At 50.5% G+C, this 16,675-nt stretch carries 26 protein-coding genes and 1 pseudogene; 1 reads left to right on the top strand and 26 read right to left on the bottom strand.

Annotated elements, in window-relative coordinates; genetic code table 11:
- Nucleotides 1–204: 204 nt before the first annotated feature.
- The 15 genes and pseudogenes from MHB64_RS09670 to MHB64_RS09600 form a co-directional block, all read right to left on the bottom strand.
- The gene (locus MHB64_RS09670; protein ID WP_341134262.1) at nucleotides 205–399 is read right to left on the bottom strand and encodes a hypothetical protein; all 195 of its coding nucleotides are present in this window, start codon (nucleotides 397–399) and stop codon (nucleotides 205–207) included.
- On the bottom strand, nucleotides 396–992 hold the full coding sequence (locus tag MHB64_RS09665) for a crossover junction endodeoxyribonuclease RuvC (protein ID WP_341134261.1): 597 nt from the start codon (nucleotides 990–992) through the stop codon (nucleotides 396–398). Before MHB64_RS09665 ends, MHB64_RS09670 begins: the two co-directional genes overlap by 4 nt.
- Nucleotides 922–1,122: a hypothetical protein gene (locus MHB64_RS09660; protein ID WP_341134260.1), complete on the bottom strand. Its 201-nt coding sequence runs from the start codon at nucleotides 1,120–1,122 to the stop codon at nucleotides 922–924. The genes MHB64_RS09665 and MHB64_RS09660 overlap by 71 nt, the downstream gene beginning before the upstream one ends.
- Nucleotides 1,122–1,286, bottom strand: coding sequence for a hypothetical protein (locus MHB64_RS09655; RefSeq protein ID WP_341134259.1), 165 nt, complete (start codon nucleotides 1,284–1,286; stop codon nucleotides 1,122–1,124). The genes MHB64_RS09660 and MHB64_RS09655 overlap by 1 nt, the downstream gene beginning before the upstream one ends.
- Before the next feature lie 100 nt (nucleotides 1,287–1,386).
- Nucleotides 1,387–2,391 (bottom strand): hypothetical protein, encoded by a 1,005-nt coding sequence (locus MHB64_RS09650; RefSeq protein ID WP_341134258.1) that lies wholly within the window; start codon nucleotides 2,389–2,391, stop codon nucleotides 1,387–1,389.
- Nucleotides 2,392–2,433: 42 nt separating this feature from the next.
- Complete coding sequence (locus MHB64_RS09645) at nucleotides 2,434–2,763, bottom strand: hypothetical protein (protein WP_341134257.1); 330 nt, start codon at nucleotides 2,761–2,763, stop codon at nucleotides 2,434–2,436.
- 78 nt (nucleotides 2,764–2,841) lie between these two features.
- The gene (locus tag MHB64_RS09640) at nucleotides 2,842–3,156 is read right to left on the bottom strand and encodes a hypothetical protein (RefSeq protein WP_341134256.1); all 315 of its coding nucleotides are present in this window, start codon (nucleotides 3,154–3,156) and stop codon (nucleotides 2,842–2,844) included.
- A gap of 145 nt (nucleotides 3,157–3,301) precedes the next feature.
- Nucleotides 3,302–4,624, bottom strand: a complete 1,323-nt coding sequence (locus MHB64_RS09635) for a DNA polymerase A family protein (protein ID WP_341136062.1) — start codon at nucleotides 4,622–4,624, stop codon at nucleotides 3,302–3,304.
- A 69-nt stretch (nucleotides 4,625–4,693) separates the two neighbouring features.
- Nucleotides 4,694–5,257, bottom strand: a pseudogene (locus MHB64_RS09630) (DNA polymerase); the annotation flags it as partial.
- Nucleotides 5,258–5,600: 343 nt separating this feature from the next.
- Complete coding sequence (locus MHB64_RS09625; RefSeq protein ID WP_341134255.1) at nucleotides 5,601–6,863, bottom strand: hypothetical protein; 1,263 nt, start codon at nucleotides 6,861–6,863, stop codon at nucleotides 5,601–5,603.
- 66 nt (nucleotides 6,864–6,929) lie between these two features.
- Entirely contained in the window at nucleotides 6,930–7,400 is a 471-nt protein-coding gene (locus MHB64_RS09620) for a hypothetical protein (protein WP_341134254.1), read from the bottom strand.
- Between the two features lie 87 nt (nucleotides 7,401–7,487).
- Complete coding sequence (locus MHB64_RS09615; RefSeq protein ID WP_341134253.1) at nucleotides 7,488–8,171, bottom strand: hypothetical protein; 684 nt, start codon at nucleotides 8,169–8,171, stop codon at nucleotides 7,488–7,490.
- Between the two features lie 265 nt (nucleotides 8,172–8,436).
- Nucleotides 8,437–8,958 carry a hypothetical protein gene (locus MHB64_RS09610; RefSeq protein WP_341134252.1) on the bottom strand — a complete coding sequence of 174 codons (522 nt, stop codon included), beginning with the start codon at nucleotides 8,956–8,958 and terminating at the stop codon, nucleotides 8,437–8,439.
- A complete protein-coding gene (locus MHB64_RS09605) occupies nucleotides 8,955–9,119 on the bottom strand; it encodes a hypothetical protein (RefSeq protein WP_341134251.1) in 165 nt (54 codons plus the stop codon). The genes MHB64_RS09610 and MHB64_RS09605 overlap by 4 nt, the downstream gene beginning before the upstream one ends.
- A gap of 219 nt (nucleotides 9,120–9,338) precedes the next feature.
- A complete protein-coding gene (locus MHB64_RS09600) occupies nucleotides 9,339–9,932 on the bottom strand; it encodes a hypothetical protein (RefSeq protein ID WP_341134250.1) in 594 nt (197 codons plus the stop codon).
- Nucleotides 9,933–10,029: 97 nt separating this feature from the next.
- On the opposite strand from MHB64_RS09600, the gene MHB64_RS09595 reads away from it, so the two are divergent.
- A complete protein-coding gene (locus MHB64_RS09595; protein WP_341134249.1) occupies nucleotides 10,030–10,284 on the top strand; it encodes a helix-turn-helix domain-containing protein in 255 nt (84 codons plus the stop codon).
- 41 nt (nucleotides 10,285–10,325) lie between these two features.
- Here MHB64_RS09595 and MHB64_RS09590 read toward each other — a convergent pair whose 3' ends face one another.
- The 11 genes from MHB64_RS09590 to MHB64_RS09540 form a co-directional block, all read right to left on the bottom strand.
- Nucleotides 10,326–11,279, bottom strand: coding sequence for a toprim domain-containing protein (locus MHB64_RS09590; protein ID WP_341134248.1), 954 nt, complete (start codon nucleotides 11,277–11,279; stop codon nucleotides 10,326–10,328).
- Nucleotides 11,280–11,287: 8 nt separating this feature from the next.
- Nucleotides 11,288–11,788 (bottom strand): helix-turn-helix domain-containing protein, encoded by a 501-nt coding sequence (locus tag MHB64_RS09585; protein WP_341134247.1) that lies wholly within the window; start codon nucleotides 11,786–11,788, stop codon nucleotides 11,288–11,290.
- Between the two features lie 140 nt (nucleotides 11,789–11,928).
- Nucleotides 11,929–13,278: a DnaB-like helicase C-terminal domain-containing protein gene (locus MHB64_RS09580; RefSeq protein WP_341134246.1), complete on the bottom strand. Its 1,350-nt coding sequence runs from the start codon at nucleotides 13,276–13,278 to the stop codon at nucleotides 11,929–11,931.
- 238 nt (nucleotides 13,279–13,516) lie between these two features.
- Complete coding sequence (locus MHB64_RS09575) at nucleotides 13,517–14,296, bottom strand: DNA replication protein (RefSeq protein WP_341134245.1); 780 nt, start codon at nucleotides 14,294–14,296, stop codon at nucleotides 13,517–13,519.
- A 165-nt stretch (nucleotides 14,297–14,461) separates the two neighbouring features.
- The gene (locus MHB64_RS09570) at nucleotides 14,462–14,698 is read right to left on the bottom strand and encodes a DUF3850 domain-containing protein (RefSeq protein WP_341134244.1); all 237 of its coding nucleotides are present in this window, start codon (nucleotides 14,696–14,698) and stop codon (nucleotides 14,462–14,464) included.
- Nucleotides 14,698–15,042, bottom strand: coding sequence for a hypothetical protein (locus tag MHB64_RS09565; protein ID WP_341134243.1), 345 nt, complete (start codon nucleotides 15,040–15,042; stop codon nucleotides 14,698–14,700). The genes MHB64_RS09570 and MHB64_RS09565 overlap by 1 nt, the downstream gene beginning before the upstream one ends.
- Before the next feature lie 146 nt (nucleotides 15,043–15,188).
- Nucleotides 15,189–15,590 (bottom strand): hypothetical protein, encoded by a 402-nt coding sequence (locus tag MHB64_RS09560; protein WP_341134242.1) that lies wholly within the window; start codon nucleotides 15,588–15,590, stop codon nucleotides 15,189–15,191.
- A 5-nt stretch (nucleotides 15,591–15,595) separates the two neighbouring features.
- The gene (locus tag MHB64_RS09555; RefSeq protein WP_341134241.1) at nucleotides 15,596–15,748 is read right to left on the bottom strand and encodes a hypothetical protein; all 153 of its coding nucleotides are present in this window, start codon (nucleotides 15,746–15,748) and stop codon (nucleotides 15,596–15,598) included.
- Entirely contained in the window at nucleotides 15,735–16,061 is a 327-nt protein-coding gene (locus MHB64_RS09550) for a hypothetical protein (RefSeq protein WP_341134240.1), read from the bottom strand. The genes MHB64_RS09555 and MHB64_RS09550 overlap by 14 nt, the downstream gene beginning before the upstream one ends.
- A gap of 251 nt (nucleotides 16,062–16,312) precedes the next feature.
- A complete protein-coding gene (locus MHB64_RS09545) occupies nucleotides 16,313–16,444 on the bottom strand; it encodes a hypothetical protein (RefSeq protein ID WP_341134239.1) in 132 nt (43 codons plus the stop codon).
- 2 nt (nucleotides 16,445–16,446) lie between these two features.
- Nucleotides 16,447–16,614, bottom strand: coding sequence for a hypothetical protein (locus tag MHB64_RS09540; RefSeq protein WP_341134238.1), 168 nt, complete (start codon nucleotides 16,612–16,614; stop codon nucleotides 16,447–16,449).
- Nucleotides 16,615–16,675: the final 61 nt, after the last annotated feature.

The raw sequence follows: 16,675 nt of genomic DNA, 5'->3' as shown, positions 1-16,675 counted from the left end.
TTTCGCAATAAATTCATCCGTTAATAGTTGCGTATTAATTGCGCATCTCTCCTTTTATATGGCGTTCAGTATCCGCTAACCTAGCGCGTGCCTCCGTTAGTTTCCGCTCATAGTCCGCAGCCAAGCCGCTGAAAACCGCGACCGACCGTTCGTAGGCGGCGACTTCCTGGCGTTGGGCTTGCGCGAGTCGAGCGAGTTCACGCGTCATGCGGCAGCTACCGGTTCTCGTGCGATAATTAAAGCGGAGAAAAGAACACGTCCGTCAAGCTGCGTTGATTGAGCGTAGTTAACCTCGATATCGAACCCGCGTCTTGTCAGTTCCTTCGCTGCTAAGTCGAATTGCCCCGGAAACTTATCGTTATAGTCAGATACGAAAGCGTATGTTCCGTATTTATTCATGCCGCAATCCCTCCGATTTCATCGATCATATTTTCGCGGATTAAATACGCTAAGATAATCGCGCACGCATCCGAATCGTCATAGCCGGCGCTGAATTTATATTCCGGATCAAGCCGCAGATAACGGCGCACCGCCTCCGCTACCTGCGCTTTTTCCGCGTTACCGTTGCCGGCTACGAGTTTCTTAACGGTCTTCGGCGAAAGGTTGTCGGCCACCGTTAGGCCAAGGCGCGATAGTGCGCGATCAACCGCGCTCCAGGCTCCGTGAACTTTATCGTTCTGCGCAAAGTTACGGCTCGGCGGCCATATCTCGCGGACAATGGCGCTGTCCGGACGGTGCTGGCGGAAGAATAGCAGCGCGTGAGCTTCGATAACTTCGTAGCGCAATGGCTGCGCCTCGCCTGCGTCCGTCTTAACGGTTGACGTTGCAACCAACGTAGGCACGCGGTTTTTAACGTCGATGACCGCGAACCCCGGCGATGTTAGCGAGAGGTCAAGTCCGGCATGGCGCGCGGTTGGCGTTTTAGGCTGCGTCCTGTTCGCGATTACCTCCGCCTCCTTCCGATAAATAACCGAGTATGAACGCCCAAACAATGAGGAGCGCCACTATTACGCTGATGTACCACAATCCGCAAGTCAGAAGCGAGAACCATACGAGTCCGCCGACCATTAGCGCACCAATCAGTAATACGTATAGGATTCCGTTAATAATACGTGAGATCATTACGCCGCCTCCTTTACGAATGAGTATTCGGTGTTATGCGTGAAGACTACGACTTTCTCCGCGCCATCTGCGTATAGTACGTTCTGTACCGCTGACGTCCGCAGGATCTTATTACCGTCATCGCGGTAACATACGATTAATGGCGCGCCGACTTCGCAACGCAAGATTTCTACGCGCTGTCCTTTGCGCCGAGCTTCGCGTTCGTGCGCTGTTCCGTCGAGATTGCGGATGGATTTGATTACGTATGATTGCGGTGTTTGCATACTAAGCGGCCTCCTCCTCTACAGTCGCGAGATAATTCCGGAGACTCTTATGCGCAGCTTTACCCACCATCGAGCCACCCGCCATCGCGGATTCCGCACGCTGCAGCCGCGCCAAGTTATCCGCACTTAACGTAGCCGCGCAGTGACCGCGAAACGCGCAGAATCCGCATTTATCCGTCATCTCAACGCTGACGTTCGGAACTTCTCCGGAGTATACAAGCGCAGCCTGGCGCGCTAAGTCGTCGAGAAGCTGCGCCCGCATTGCGTCAGTTATACGAACGTAGAATGCGCGCATGTCCGGAAGGGGAACGCCTTCTTTCCACGTTTTCTGTCCCTTCGTTACTGACGATGATTCTTCGTCCGAGAACCACGACGGCTTATGCGTAGATTCATATACGATTAGCGCTTCGTTAATTCCGAATACGAGCGACTCCGCGACTACCTGGCGTTTGTGATCGTCCTGCGCGCCCTTAAAGTCGAGCTTACCGTTCATCGGACGCAGACCGCTAGCCTTCGTTTTATACTCGAATATAATGCGCGAACCGTCCGGAGCATAGTCGAATTTACCGTCAGGCTTAGCGGTAATCGCGAACGAAATGAGCTCGCCTGTTTCTGGATGTGGGTGCGTAAATACCGTACGTTCCTGCGCCGCGTCTTCGAAGTCCCAATCGCCGTCATCGCGTACCGACATCGTAAATAGCGCGGCCTTACCGATACGCTTCGGCATATGCAGAATATCGAGCTGTACGTAATCGACAACGGCCGTACCTTGGCGGCGCTGGCGTCCTCGGAACGGAATGTCGGCGGACTTCTCTGCGCGAGTTCCTTTATCGTTCTTAAAGTAGAGTTGGCGGTCGCACATATTCGTACCGGACGCGCCGAACGTTACGAGACCATCCTTCGGATACGGCTTGAATCCGATGTGGCGGAGTTTCTGTTCGTAGAACTTGCGCTCAAGCGCGCTATCATAAAAAGACGTGTCCGGCGATGAGTAGTACGCATCCATTTGCGTTAGGAAATCGTTAACTAGCGTTTCTGCTCTCGTGATTTAAACCGCCTCCTTCGTAATTAGCGCCCAGCCATACGCTGAACCTTTCTTCGTCTCTTCCAGCGTCCGGCTTACTAGTTGCAGTCCGTTAATCATCGCGAATACGTCCGACATATACATTGGATAACGCTTGCCGTCCGCGTCCTCAACGATAAGACCGGCGCTCGAACGCGATGAAAACCAATCAACAACGGTGAAGTCTCCAGTTACTCGGAGTTTATCGCGCCTAACCAGCGGCTTACTTCTGCGGCACTTAAAACACCATGGTTCCTCCGGACGTGACTCGTCTCCACACGCAGCGCACATATGAACGTTAATTTTTCCGGGCATATTACGCAACTCCCTTCGTTTTCTCAACCGTCACTACTCGCGCACCCGGCGGCGTATACGTTAGCGGCCGTTCTGCGCTCACTCGTCCGCCTCCTTTACCGTTTCCCATACGAGAATCGTCCGCTCAACCTGAGTGACTTCCTCGATATCCGCGCTGCCACCGTCCCATTCGGAGCCCCACGTATAATCCGTAAATGGCGATCCCTCGCGCATTACTTCTCCGCGATAATGACGCTCACCGTCCGTGAAGATTACCGTTTTGGATTCGAATTTACCTTCGGATACCCAACGGCCGTCTTTAACTACGCTGAGTTCGGCGCCGGACTTCATTGTGATTGCGCCCTCAATCGTGAGGTCTTCGAGCTCGCTTACCGTTAATTTTAGCGTTGTCATTCCGCGTCATCTCCTTCGTTATAATTACGTTCCTCTTGCGCGATATCCCACCCGCAAGCGCATCCGTGGTCGCCGTATTCATCTGCAAGCACGCGGATCTGGCGGAGGCATTGCGGACAGTTAACCGTTGTGGTTTCGCGGGGCATTACGCAGCCTCCTCTTTTTGGCGGAACCATTCGTCCGGCGTCATTCCCTTGCCCCAACGTCGCATTATCGCGATATCCGTTCCGTTTGCTACGCTACCCCACGAGTAGGATTGCGTCATTATACGCTCAATAACCGCGATATCCTCACGCGTGAAATCCTCGGGAATCTCGAATACAAGCTCGTCGTGAATCGTTCCCCATAGCGCCCAACCTTCGCGCTTTTGACATTCTTCGTGCGCTTTAATCATCGTAACTTTCGTTTGGACGGCGGAACTCCCTTGTACTCGAGCATTCGTACCCTGGCGCATAGCACGGTTAATCTTACCGTTATGTTTGCGCCACTCCTCGTACTTCGGATCGTTCCACTTTCCGTACGGGATTTCCTTGCGCTTAAGTGTTCCGTCAGGCAAGCGCCGCTTACGTTGCTGTTTATCCGCCCATACGAAACCATACTTGGCTACGTGTTCCTCGTTCGCCTTAAGCCACGCGGAGAGCTTCGGCATGCTTCCGAACAGCTCTTCTTTAAACGCGGTCGCCTCCGGTTTCTTTAACTTGAGCATCTCCGCGAGTGAGAAGTCGCTCATTCCGTACAGCGTCGCGAGCCATACGACTTTCATCGCTTTACGTTCCGGCGTATCCTCACCGTTTGGCAGCTTGTAAACTTCATGGTACGGACGCTTGTAATACATGCTCGCCATATTAGCGTACGGATCTATTCCCTTTTCGAACGCTTCGATTAGAACGGGTTCGCCTGATAAGTACGCGGTGCATCGGATTTCCTGCGCCTTAAAGTCCGCGGATACTAATACCTTGCACTCCGGCGCTACGAACATCTTGCGCGCGTCTTCCGGTTGGTTTTGAACGTTGAAGTGCTTAGATTCCGTAGCATCTTCGTCCTTGCCTGAGCTAAAGCGTCCGGTGACCGTGCCCATCGGATTGTACCGCGAGTGCCAGCGCTTAGTCGTCGGATTCTGCTTCGTTGGTAGCGCGTCAATATAAGTACCGCTGAGCTTCGTGATCTTGCGGTATTCTAGTAAGTCCGCAATTATCTCGAACTCGCGTCCTAACGGCTTTAGCGTCTTCTTCGCGTCCATATTCGGAATATCGCGTCCGATCTCCGCAGAGAGTACCGCCTTCATTTGTGGCGTAGAGTTAAGGTTAAGTTCGGACTCTCCTACGTGATGTTTCGCCAGGATTCCGACAAGCTTCGTATGCAGCTCTTTGGCGCGAGCGCTCAGTTGCTCACCGTATTCCTTCGCGAAATCTAAATCGAGTATATATCCGTTAGCCTCCAAATCAACGATCACGTAGAGCAGCGGCACCTCGACCATTTCGTAGTATTCGAGTACCGTCGGCAACGTCGCGAAGTGTTTGCGCTGGAATTGGTAAAGCCGCCAAGTCAAATCGGTATCTTTTGCCGCGTATGCCAGTGCAATATCCAGCGGTATTTCATTAAACGGCGTCTTACCGAATAGCTCCGCGAATGTGTCCGACTCAACTCCGAGATATTTCGGCGCTAAGTCTTTGAGGCGGAATGACGGCTCGTTTTCGTTAAGCAGATGCATCGCTACCATCGTATCCCACGTAACTCCGCGCAAATCGGAGCCATGCCGCCTAAACATTGCAATATCGAATATAGCGTTATGGAGAACCTTCCCGATGTCCACGCTATACAGGAACCATCGTAATTCCTGCAGTACGTAATCTCGCGATAATTGTCCGCCTTCATCGTGCGCAACCGGAATATATACGTGCATTCCTTTTTCGGCTAATGGCGGAATACTTACGGAAGGCAACGTTAGTGACAGCCCGACAATTACGTCAGTGTATACGTCAACTCCCGTAGTTTCCGTATCGACCGCCACTTCCGTTTCATTGCGCAGCCTATCGTTGAGTCGCGCTAGTAGCTTCGCGTTATCAATAAGAAAGTAGTTCTTCGGAGTCTTCGTGACCATACTCCGCAATCTTTCCTCACGGATTGAAACGCGCAAGTCCTCATAAATCCGCATAGCCTCCGCTTTGCTGAACCGTTTGCCGACGCAGGACGGGTGTCTGCCCGTAGCACCCGTCTCCATTGCGTCTTTTACCGCGATTAACTTATCGCGATCGGCATCCGTATTCTTCATCGCAAATATTCGCGCCCATGCTTCCGTTAACGTCTCCTCCGCGGCAAGTTTTTTACGTTTGGTCGCGTCGGTTATACGCGCTACGCTATCTTCTGGCGCTTCAGTAGGCGGCGGCTGGCGGAGATTGAGCGTTAGTTTAACGTTGGTAATATCGCTCACTCCTTTCGGTGAATTAGGCGGCGGTCTTATCGAAGCGCTGTTCGACCGGTACAATTAACGAAGCCATAGCGCCATTTCTGAAAGATACCGAATAATAGGCAGAACCATCGTATATCTTTGCGCCCATTCTGACGCCGACAGCGCCGTCTAAGGTTCCGCTGTCCTCAACGGTACCTACGCCCTTTAATCCGTCAGTACGTTCAAAGCTAACGATATCCCCACGCTTAAACTCGCCAACCTTACGCCCGATCGCCGCCCATTTCAGCTTCTCGCGTCGCTTTTCTTCGGCTTCCTGCGATTCCTTTTCCGCGCGTTCAGCCGACGCTTTAGCTTCCGCTTGTGCCACGCTTACTTCTTCGGCGGTTGCGAGTACGAAACGGTGCGAGAACATTCCGTAACTACGACCGTCCGTAGTCACCACGTAAGATAGTCCGTCAGACAGGACCTCCGTAACCTCCGCAATATCACCGACTTTTGCGCGATCATCTCCGGAAGAATCTACTACCTTAACGTAGTCGCCGGCGGAATGTCTCGTAGGCTCAGCGGGTGTTACCGGTTCGAGTACGACGTAATCTGCGGTTGCCAAGTACGGGGCGATCTTACCGGAGCCTTTCCGTTGAACACCGTATTTCCCAGGTAGCCACTCCTGAATGATCTCCGTTACCTCGCCGATATCATAGCCGTGAGAATTTCCGCCCATTGTATTTGCGATAACAAGAACGAGCTCTCCTACGTTCGCCACGCGGGACACCTTACGATACGTAACGCCGTTATGAATGTGCTGTTCACTAACGCTTGATGGCTCAGTGACCTTTTCGTACACGTCGCAATCACATCCGCAGGCATCGAAGTCGTCTCCGTCGTCGTCCGTAATCTGCGGATCGCCAGCCCAGTCAATTTCGGTAACAAGGTACGGCTTGCCTAACGTAAGGAAACACTCAATTTCGTCCTCGTCCGTGAATACAATAACGTCGCCCTCCGCCGCACTGCGCTCAACTTTACGGTAAGTAGCGTTCTCGAACGTGATCGTCGCGGAAGGTTCCGTGATTGGCGCGAAGACTTCGTGTTGCCAAAGAGATAGTGATCGTCCGTCTCCGTTGTTGTCGGCGAAATGACCTTCGTAAGTTACGCGATAAAACGCGCCCGAATCGATATCTACACCGTCTTTAAGCGCCTTTACGATATCGCCCGCCTGCGCCTTTCGGTAAACTTTGCGGTAAGCCTGTCCGTCAACCATTACGTCTACTGCCGGAATTACTACGTTTAATTTCGCCATTTATTTGCGTCTCCTTCGTTGGGACTGTTCGCGAGAACCTCCGCCCCGGTTCGTACGTTTACCGTTCTAGGCCGCGTTAGGTATTTCCGGATCTGCGGCTGTCTCTGTATAAATCTCGCGATTCAGCGCAAGTGACAGCTCTACCCAACGTTCGGCCGCACGCGCTTCTCCGCACCAGTACTCCGTAAGACAGCGGTTCTCGAACATGAACACGCGCGGAACTTCGCCGGCATTATTCCATACGCCAATAATGTAATCAGCGTCGGCCAAATCGTACGTTGTTCCGTTGCCTTTCTTCGCGTAGACTACGAGGTCGCCGCCGCGATCATTGCGCTGCCTAATCGTTTTAACTTGAATCCGCGCGTAGTCTCCCGTTACGGGATCTTGTGCCAACACGTCATACGCTTCGTCTGTCTCCGATTGGTGAACAGTCCATCCGTTAGCCAATAGCGCAAGTCGCGCGGCGAGCTCCGAATACTTACCGGTTATTTCACTGATATGTGCGATATTAACCACGTCCCCTCTCGTTATAGTCACCGCCAGCCAGCGCAACGTACACGCGGACCGGCGGTTTATTACCGTTGTTACCTGATGTCAGCGTCTGCGGCCGTTCGGGACACGCGATCAAAAAGGTAAATCCTCGTCAGAAATATCAATCGGAGCGCCTTCGTCGGCTGGCGGCGGTGTTTGCGTAGATCCCGCGCTGTTTGCCCCGCTGGTGGCTCCGATTGATAATCCGAGACGTCCGATATCAAAGCCCGCGACTACGAGATTCTTCGTTTGTTCCGCCTCGTCCGCTACGTATAAGCACGTTTCGAGCGACGCCATATCGAACGGAGTCTCGCCGAGTTTAGCGAAGTTAGCGCGTTCTTCTGGCGTCAGGTCTTCGTCCATGTCAATGATCGGAGACAGCGCAACTACTGCGTTTGTACTCGATCCGGTCTTCGCTAGTTCGAACGCGATTGTTCCGAGCTTCTTCTCGTATTTCTTGATTACGGCTTTGAGTGTTTCCTCTTGCTTCGGACTCAGATCGACTACTACGTCCTTACCAGTCGCTAAGTCAAAGAATGCGCGAAGGAAACGTTTTTTACCGCGATACAAGTACGCCTCATCCGTAATCTTCTTAACCGCGTCTTCACTAGCGCCGGCATTCTTCGCCGTATCCGCCTCTTTATAGAGAAGCGCAGCCGCTTGATCCCATACGGTCGGATTAGCGTCGATATATCCGCGAGCATTACGTGTTGCGGGATTCTTCGGAACGAACGTGTTAACTTTCTTGAAGATGCTGTAGCCGTAGTACTCCGCCACATCGTTAATCGACTTGACGCCGACCTTGAGCGTTGTTCCCGACTTGAACGAAGTAATCGGACTCTCCTTCGCGCCACCTTCGTTGTTACCTGCCGCCGCTGCCTCTGCGCCAACCTTCGTAAACATGCTCATTCGATCACGTTCCTTTTCGTTTTATTTTCGGTCCGCAGTTTCCTACGTCCGCAACACGGCACTAACGAATGACCGCCCTTCCTCGTTAATACCGCGTTGCTGGCGTAGGAGTAACGCTCAGCTCATTCGTAATTTACGCTGTAATGGATACGTAACCCTCCGCGTAGCTCGTTAGTTCGCGCTTGGCACGTTTGACGGCCGCCAACACTTCGCACAACTCCGCTTCAACTTTGGTGAGCTCTGCGGTTAAGTTAGCGATGCGCGCCGCGGATTTCGTCCGCAATATGGCGATGTTAATATCGATACGGCGCGCTTCTAGTTGCGCCTTCTTATTCGCATAACTCCGCTCAGCTTCGAGTGCGCGGACTTGGCGCTTACGGAGTTCTTTTTCTGCGAGCTCAGCGATACAGTCAGCGGCCAGTTGCGTACGGGATGCGTAGCGTACGGATTTAACTATGTCCTCATATAGCGCGGCGAAGAACATCGTCTTACCGTTAACGAATAGTCGCGCTTCACTTCCGTCATCGTCGACCGTGTTGCAAACGTAGCGAGCTGACGTTAACTTTTCGTTAAACCACGCATCTACGTTGTCAGGCGAAACTCCGAAACGTTCAATGGCGCGTTTAGCTGCGTGGGAACTTGCGGTCCAGGTCATGCGATGACACGCCCCTTAATTACGTTGCGGATATCGATGTAGTCCGCTGCGTCTTCGTAAATTTCGAAACAACCGTTATACTGGCGATCAATGAGCCTGTTTGAAGCGTGAGGATTGCGGGTATTTATATGTGATGATTCCGTTAATTTAGTACGATTCATGGCGTTAACCTCCGGGTTTTAGAAGTGGGCGCAGTTAAATAAGCGTTGACAACCGCAAATTTTTTGCGTAATATTGAAAACGTGAAGTATGGATTGGATATATTTAGGAAATACAATACATAAGGTAAGTAATACCTACGGATTATCTTTAAATCTTTGTGATATAATTAATACTGGAACGGACATCATGCCCGATAGCCCGTTCCGAAACTTAATAAGTCAGACTGCGTTTGCCAACGCTTTTTGACACTCGGTTCTAAATCTTCCTATAAACTTCCGATGTGACTCTGCCTTACCTCCACTAGTCTGCGCCAACAGATTAGCGGTTTTAGAGTCATTATATTCGGGGTCTAACCAGGAGTTTAGAATCGCCAATTTCCTCGGGTCACCGGCCGCCAAGCCGGTGATTCTTTCATTTAATAAGAGTGTTTCATCGACGACCGCCAAGTCGTCCACAACAACATACTCCGTGAATCCATCCTGATTACCTGTGGTTTGAGGTAGTTCAGTAAAAGAAACACAATACTTCTCAAGAGAGCTTTTATACCTTTTGCTACTTCTACCTAATCGCCTTTTAATAAAATTAATAACTAATTGCGAGAAATTACCAAGGGACTGGTCATACCTTTCTATAACACCGTCTATAATCTTGAAGCACTCTGCTTCAAATGCTTCCTGGGACAAAAACCTATTCCTGTTCAATTCAGACAGCATGTGAATGTAAGCTTGGAAGTGACCTTTTACCTCCCACATAGCATGAACGTCTCCCGCTTTGGCTTGTGTAGCTAAATTATTTAGTTTTTTATGGTTCAACTTAAAACCTCCTTATCTTTTGGTTATATTATATATAAGGACAAGGAATTCATTATTTGGGACATCTGAATTAAATCTTTTTTACGGAGGCATTTAAATGTACGTTGTCGGTGAATGCCGACTTCGGACGTTGCTCAAAGAACGTAATATGTCGCAAGCTGAACTCGGCCGCCGCACCGGCTATTCGCGCTCACAAATCGGTCACTGGATTAACGACCGCGATAAAGTCGGCGTAATGGGTCTCGATAAAGCACGCACGATTGCGAAAGTCCTCGGTCTCGACTCGCCGTACGATCTATACGCGTGGACCGAAGTTTCTGCGGCAACTCCCGATAAGGCAGCGAGCGATTAATTTCGTTCGCACCGTACAAATGTCGCCAAATTTTACGACATTCAACGTATTAATAAACGCGGCCGTACCGTTAATAGTTGCGTAGCATTCGCGCAAGCCTCGCGCGTAGCCTCGATACCTGCCGCGTTAAAGTCCTTCGCGTCATTAATTTCTACGTTGTATAGCCGCATATAGCCGCGCATCTTACGCTCGATCTGCCAGCGGAGTTTTTCGCCGGCCGCATCGTTATCGCCCGCAATCAGCAGCTCCTCGATCGGACTACGCCGCAGTAACTCCGCCTTCTCATCCGTAAATTCCGACCCGCCGACCGCTAAGCCGAACGTACCCGCGCTCGCTGCTGTCATGGCGTCTATCTCAGCCTCCGTAATGACCGCGCGTTTGATACACCGCCTGTGAGCGATATCTACACCAAATATCATCGACTTAACTGGCGCTCCTCCACGCGCATACCAGAACTGTTTACCGTAGGTTGACCGCCACTTCGCGTTAAGAAACGTTCCGATCGGGCTTGTCCACGGCATAACTACCGCGTTCCTCTCGCTATCAAATCCGCATCTATAAAGCCGCTGAATAACTGGCGCTATGTTACGCCCCGTAAGATACGGGACTTCTCGTTGTATGTACGGAGTCATGTCGATGGGTCGGCGTATTAATTCCGGTTCGGGCGCGTTCAGTCGGACACGGAGCGTTGGCTTGTCCTCTACGTCTCCGCCCGTTAATTCTTCAAACGCTTCCTGCAGCGTAATGTTGCGTAAAAACGCATATAACTTAATCGGACTGCCGCGCGCCCAGTACGGATCAACCGCGCCAGCATCGTTCCAGCAACCGAAGGCCTCCGCGTCGGGATCGATCACAACCGAGAAAGATGGCGTATTGTCCGCGCGATCACCGAACGGGGAGGATGCGATTAGGCGTCCGCGACTATTTGGCTGCGTGTTACGCCAGGGATAGCGTTCGATGGCGGAAAGGAATAATTCGTTATTAATAGCGTTCATTAGGTCACCTAATCCTTTTTAGACTTTTGAAGTCTTTTAGTAGTTAGTTCGAACGCTGCTACCATTTCACGTGCGATGTATAAGGTATCTTCATCTGAAAGGTCTCCTCGATACTCTTCAAGTGCACGAATAATACGCATGGTAAATATTTGCGATGCCTCTTTCGTTGCGTAATCATCAAGAACACTACTAAGTACATCATGCCTTTCATACGTGGCGGAAACCTCACTGAACGCGTAGCCCCCGAGTAGCTCAGGAATGTACAATGCTGCTTCCGCTTTTGCATCATTATTCAACTTACCTGCTAACGCATAGATTGCATTTCTATCCTCATTTAAAGCGTAAGAGATTCGATCTAAAGTGTCCTCATTAGGGCTCTTCACGAGTCCGCGCTCAATTTTGCTTAGTTGCGACGGGCTCAGTTCAGCTTTTTCTGCTATTTCACGCAAAGACATTCCTTTAGTTTTTCTCTTTTCTGCTATGAACTGACCTAGTAAGTTCTCATCCACGGAAATTGCCACCTCTATTTCACTATTTATCCATTTGTCCACGCCCCCATAATAACTTGTCATATTTCTTTTGTCAACACAATAAACTTATAAGTGTTTCCAAAGAGGAAACGTTTTATTCAAAAACTTATTTTTACGAATTACGGACTAAACTGCGCAGCCTCCACCGCCCTATCCGTCTCCTGCACGATGCCCCAATTCGGAAGGTATACGAGCTCTATCGTAGCGTCCTCGCCACCATTACGCCCCTTCCCGATTCCGATAACGCCGCGCCCTTCGTTATTTAGCGTGTCGACTCCAAATAGATTCGTAGCGTCTTCGAGTATCGCCTTCGTTTTCTTAACGTCGGCGCGTTTAGGTAGGCGCAGTTCCCTTACGCCATCCTCGCCCTTCTCTTTTTCATCCTCGTCCGCCTGCGTAACGATGTGCATCACCACTTTTAACCGTCCGGCCAATCTACGCAGCTTCTTTGACGTTTCCGCCACGTCTCCGCCGGCTACTCTCGACGTATTCGCCTCGAAGTCCATGAGATAGATCGGATCGACGACGATGACATCCGCCTCAGTTTCGATTATGTCCGCCTCAAGCTGCGCGACCGTGCGCTCCGTGAAGCCTTCGCTATCTGTTGCGCGTAACAGTATCCGACCGGGGATGATTTCGTTAATTACCGCGCAGAACTGTTCGAGTCCGCGTTCGTACGCCTCGTCCAACTTTCCCATAAGCATTGCGCGATTATCGAAGCCAACCGTATAGTCGACGCCGTCAATACGCTCAACTGTGCCGCTTATCCGTGCGCTGATCGACGAGTATGCTCGCGCCATCCATTCGTATTTGTTCATTTCGAGTATCCACGGAAGCACCGTTGCGCCCTGAAACGCCGCCTCAATTACCGCGTCTTCCATTACAATAACGGATTTTCCGCGACCAGATCTCCCGTACCATGCGTACATATTACCGCTAAAGTAACCGCCGATCTGCTCGTTAATTGTGGCGAATTTACTACGCCAAATCTTAAACGACGTCCCTGCCTTACGCGCTCGATACTCCGCCAGGTATTCGCCAGCGGATTCGGTAATATCTGTAAATACACGAACGCCTGTTCTTGTTTCCAGTTTAATCCGTTCGAGCCGTTTCGTCAATGATACGACAAATTCTTCCGTAGTCTTCGTGTCGAATTCGTGTTGCATATTCGGATCACTCAATAACTCCGCAGTCGCACGCTTACCCGCCGCATCCTTTAACTCTCGCGCTAAGTATTCGAAAGAGTCCGTAACGCCAGCGATATACTCAACGTCGGGACACGCGCCGAGGAATGACGCGAGTGACGGCGCAGCTCCTGCGTTTTCCGCGGCGTACTTAAGGAGAAAGTCATGCGCAGTCTGTTCGCCTTTTGACGGATAGTCTGCGCGTTTTACGCTGAGCCGTGTTAAAGCGGATACGTCTCCGGTGTCTAATATCTTAGATAGTAGCTGGGTTCCATATAGCGCCAATAGATACACCTCCAATTTTACTCCCGCTTAATAGTTAGTCCAAACCGCAAATAAGGTGATTTTAAAATTGACACATTCGACATAATTGGGACTTTTTATAAATAATTGGACGGCATTAGGAAATATTTAACGTAATTAACTTCTTTCTCAACGCTCTCTCATAGCGCAATTTGTCGAATTGTCGTGTGAGCCTTCGTAACACGCCGCTTATCTCTCGTTTGCTTACCGTAGCAACGTATTACGCCGTTTTACGCAGACCTCGCTTACTTTCTCCGACAAAGCGTATTTCAATACACATGTCACGTATACGGTCCGCTAACCGCCGATCGAACACCGTAGCTAAATCGTCCATCAACACGTTAGATGTATAAACGGTCGGCATAGCGTTAGTTACACGGTGGTTTATCACGCTGTGGAGGTCGCCGCGGAATCCATCGGTCGCATCTCGTACGCCGATATCGTCGATGATTACGAACGGCGTTAACTTTGCCGCCTGCAGCCTACGATAATATTCGCGTGATGCTGGCTCCGCAATATCGTCCGGAACTTTCGGTCGGTTAAACTCCGTATACAAAACCTGCGCTTCATTCGCGTCGAGAAAGTAGCCGGGCCGTTCTTGAGGCTGTAAGCCTCGTTGGATTGATCCGATATAGTGGCGGACGATATACTCGTTTAACAACGCGGCGGCCGTCGTAGTCTTGCCCGTTCCGGGTTCCGCGCTATATAAATAGAGCGATTTAATGCGCTCATCTGACGCATCACCGAATTGCCGCGTGAAAGTATGCGCGTATGTCTCGGCGTGTTTATATGCGGCGGCCTGCTCCGTTCGTGCTGGCGAATTGGCGAGTGTTACGCGCCTGTATTCCGCCGGTACGTTCGCAGCGCCTACGCGTCCGCCAAGTCCGTTATAGCCCATCGTAGCAATATAGGACGAACAACGCGCGTTACATTTGGCGGTATTGGCTAGCGTACATGGCTCCGCGAGTATGCAGTTTTTAGAATGCGCTTCGTGTGACATTGCGTTCCTCCTTCGGTATTAATTCTAGCGGTTTATACTACGGTTATCACTTCGGATTTGCGGTCATATACCCTCATATTCGTAGATTTCTGCGTAATTTTATGCTACAATCACGCGCGCGAGGTTGTCATAGTCTTACGCGTTATTGCTACGGATTGCTTCTATTTACGTGATTCCTAATATAACGAAGCCTTCTTTCACGTACGCCGGATCGTCGAGAATGTACGTGACCATGCGAATAGCTGTCCGTTCACCATACGTTTGAGTTTCCGGATCATATTCGCTAAGCGCAAGCTCATCACCTACGTTATAGTCGCGGTCATTCTTGCGTACTTCGAACGGCTTCCGGCGTTCCCATACATCCTCAAAATGAGGTTGTACGAGTTTCAGTCCGTGGATCATTACGCGACCTCCTTCATCTTACGTGTGTGCGCCTCGTTACAGTATACTTTATCCCCGATTATTAACGGTTTGTCCTCCTCACATAATCGTACACAGCATCGGTACCCCCGTTCGTTCCATCCGTAGCACTCAAACCACCATCCGTTCGCGACAAGAACCTCCTTCGGAACGTACCCCTGTTCCGCATAAACGTCGAACGCGGGCTCTCTTGTAGCGCGTATCTCCGTATAATACCCTTCCCATTCATATGCTTCGCTCTCAACGATTGCAATACTTCTCTTTTCTGCGAATACAAGTTGCTGATGCTCACCCGATCGATCTTGAACTAGATAGCACTTTAACATTTACGGTTCCCCCCTTCAACGTGAATATTATCGAATTGTCGGAATTCTGTAAAACTCGATATAACGCCGTCTGACGAATTCGTGATACTCTTAGATTATCGATTTAAACTCGTGAATACTCCGTTTTACGTAGAATTACGCGATTCTCATAAAAACTCCGCTATCTCCTCCGCAGTCATCCCGCCATTAACTACCGCTTGCTCAGCGCGTTCCTTACGTTGCCCGTTCGCAAGGACTTGCGGAATAATGCGCGGCAACATATACGCTACTAGAAACCCTGCGGTAAGTTGCGGATACTGCGTTGTTACACGATGTTCCGCAAAGGCACGTTCGATCGTTTCGCGTAAGGCTGGCGCACCATATTCCGCTAATGAGCGTTTGATTACACCCTGCTCAAACTGCCATCCGCGTAAAGGTACGTATTTATTTACGCCGAATTTCTCCGCGTTCAGATCGATAACCATCGCGTGGCAGGTCAGCGTATTCCAGTCCGCGAGAGGTAGCGTTCGCCAGGACTTGCGTTGCTCGGCGGTTATCTTTTTTGGCATAGCGCTCACCCTTTCCGTGGTACATCCGAAATATAAACAATCCCGTTCCACTCCGCCACATCCTCGATGTCACACTTTACAAAATCAACAGGCCATATTGCGACCTCCATGGCTTGAGGCATTGTTTTCAGCAATTCGATTAGTTTATTTACCCTCACTCTCGACAACCTCCTCTATCGCCCATTTAGCGAAATTATCTTCGTACGTGACGCCTTTGCGCCCGTTTTCAATTCGCGTATAGTGCACGTTGAAAAGGAGCCCGTCCGAATCCATCCCGCACACAACTATGCGTGCTACCTTACGCACGGTTCCGTATGCACTTTTGTACGTACGTCCGTCTATGCTAGTGTAGACGTGACCTCTACCTAATCCGGGATCATGTATATTCCAAGGCCCCGGTGTTGCTTCGTCACATACCGCCAAGTCCGCGTGTAAATTCCTGCGGTCAGTCCGTTTAGTTTCCGTTGTCATCCGTTGACACCTCCGATTATAGATTGATAGATCGCGGATAGTAAAACGCCATATTCGGCGATTCCGCTGTTTAAGCATGTATGTGACTATCTAAGATAAACCCGCTTTTTGAACGGTTTCTACTACATTCTTGTAATTCAAACTCGATGTCAGTACGGTTTTTCGTGCAAATTCATGCATTTTTTAGAGTGTCCGATATACCGTTCATCTCCCGTTTTCGCTCGAATACTCCGTTAATCTAACGTTTTCATTTACGCCACCTTCCGATATTTCTGCGCATAAAACTCAGCCACTTGCTCGCGCCAACTCAGCGTGTGATAGCGTGGGTTATCGTACAACCACAGGTTAAACTCGCGGATACCTTCGTTCGTCATTTTCGTCATAATCACGCCGCCTCCAACGAGAGTATACTTCCGATTACGAGCGCGCAGATTGAGACGATAATCGCCACGTCTGCGCTGAGTATTAGCGAAATAACCGCCGCAATTAGTCCCACGGTAACTAACGCTTTACCTACGAGAAATAATACAATTCGGTCGCCTAAGTCGAACATTCCGTTTCCTCCTCGTCTTCATCTACGGAGTTGTCTCCGCGATAATGCGTTATAATATCCG

The sequence above is a fragment of the Paenibacillus sp. FSL K6-2859 genome (assembly GCF_038008265.1).
Taxonomy (GTDB): domain Bacteria; phylum Bacillota; class Bacilli; order Paenibacillales; family Paenibacillaceae; genus Paenibacillus_AQ; species Paenibacillus_AQ nitricinens.
This window is presented reverse-complemented; position numbering and strand designations above follow the sequence as displayed.

Bases quoted from the DNA above. Each gene is read 5' to 3' on its own strand.
- MHB64_RS09670 (WP_341134262.1), bottom strand. From the start codon at position 399: ATGAATAAATACGGAACATACGCTTTCGTATCTGACTATAACGATAAG.
- MHB64_RS09660 (WP_341134260.1), bottom strand. From the start codon at position 1,122: ATGATCTCACGTATTATTAACGGAATCCTATACGTATTACTGATTGGT.
- MHB64_RS09650 (WP_341134258.1), bottom strand. From the start codon at position 2,391: ATGGATGCGTACTACTCATCGCCGGACACGTCTTTTTATGATAGCGCG.
- MHB64_RS09645 (WP_341134257.1), bottom strand. From the start codon at position 2,763: ATGCCCGGAAAAATTAACGTTCATATGTGCGCTGCGTGTGGAGACGAG.
- MHB64_RS09640 (WP_341134256.1), bottom strand. From the start codon at position 3,156: ATGACAACGCTAAAATTAACGGTAAGCGAGCTCGAAGACCTCACGATT.
- MHB64_RS09625 (WP_341134255.1), bottom strand. From the start codon at position 6,863: ATGGCGAAATTAAACGTAGTAATTCCGGCAGTAGACGTAATGGTTGAC.
- MHB64_RS09610 (WP_341134252.1), bottom strand. From the start codon at position 8,958: ATGACCTGGACCGCAAGTTCCCACGCAGCTAAACGCGCCATTGAACGT.
- MHB64_RS09605 (WP_341134251.1), bottom strand. From the start codon at position 9,119: ATGAATCGTACTAAATTAACGGAATCATCACATATAAATACCCGCAAT.
- MHB64_RS09595 (WP_341134249.1), top strand. From the start codon at position 10,030: ATGTACGTTGTCGGTGAATGCCGACTTCGGACGTTGCTCAAAGAACGT.
- MHB64_RS09590 (WP_341134248.1), bottom strand. From the start codon at position 11,279: ATGAACGCTATTAATAACGAATTATTCCTTTCCGCCATCGAACGCTAT.
- MHB64_RS09575 (WP_341134245.1), bottom strand. From the start codon at position 14,296: ATGTCACACGAAGCGCATTCTAAAAACTGCATACTCGCGGAGCCATGT.
- MHB64_RS09570 (WP_341134244.1), bottom strand. From the start codon at position 14,698: ATGATCCACGGACTGAAACTCGTACAACCTCATTTTGAGGATGTATGG.
- MHB64_RS09565 (WP_341134243.1), bottom strand. From the start codon at position 15,042: ATGTTAAAGTGCTATCTAGTTCAAGATCGATCGGGTGAGCATCAGCAA.
- MHB64_RS09560 (WP_341134242.1), bottom strand. From the start codon at position 15,590: ATGCCAAAAAAGATAACCGCCGAGCAACGCAAGTCCTGGCGAACGCTA.
- MHB64_RS09550 (WP_341134240.1), bottom strand. From the start codon at position 16,061: ATGACAACGGAAACTAAACGGACTGACCGCAGGAATTTACACGCGGAC.
- MHB64_RS09545 (WP_341134239.1), bottom strand. From the start codon at position 16,444: ATGACGAAAATGACGAACGAAGGTATCCGCGAGTTTAACCTGTGGTTG.
- MHB64_RS09540 (WP_341134238.1), bottom strand. From the start codon at position 16,614: ATGTTCGACTTAGGCGACCGAATTGTATTATTTCTCGTAGGTAAAGCG.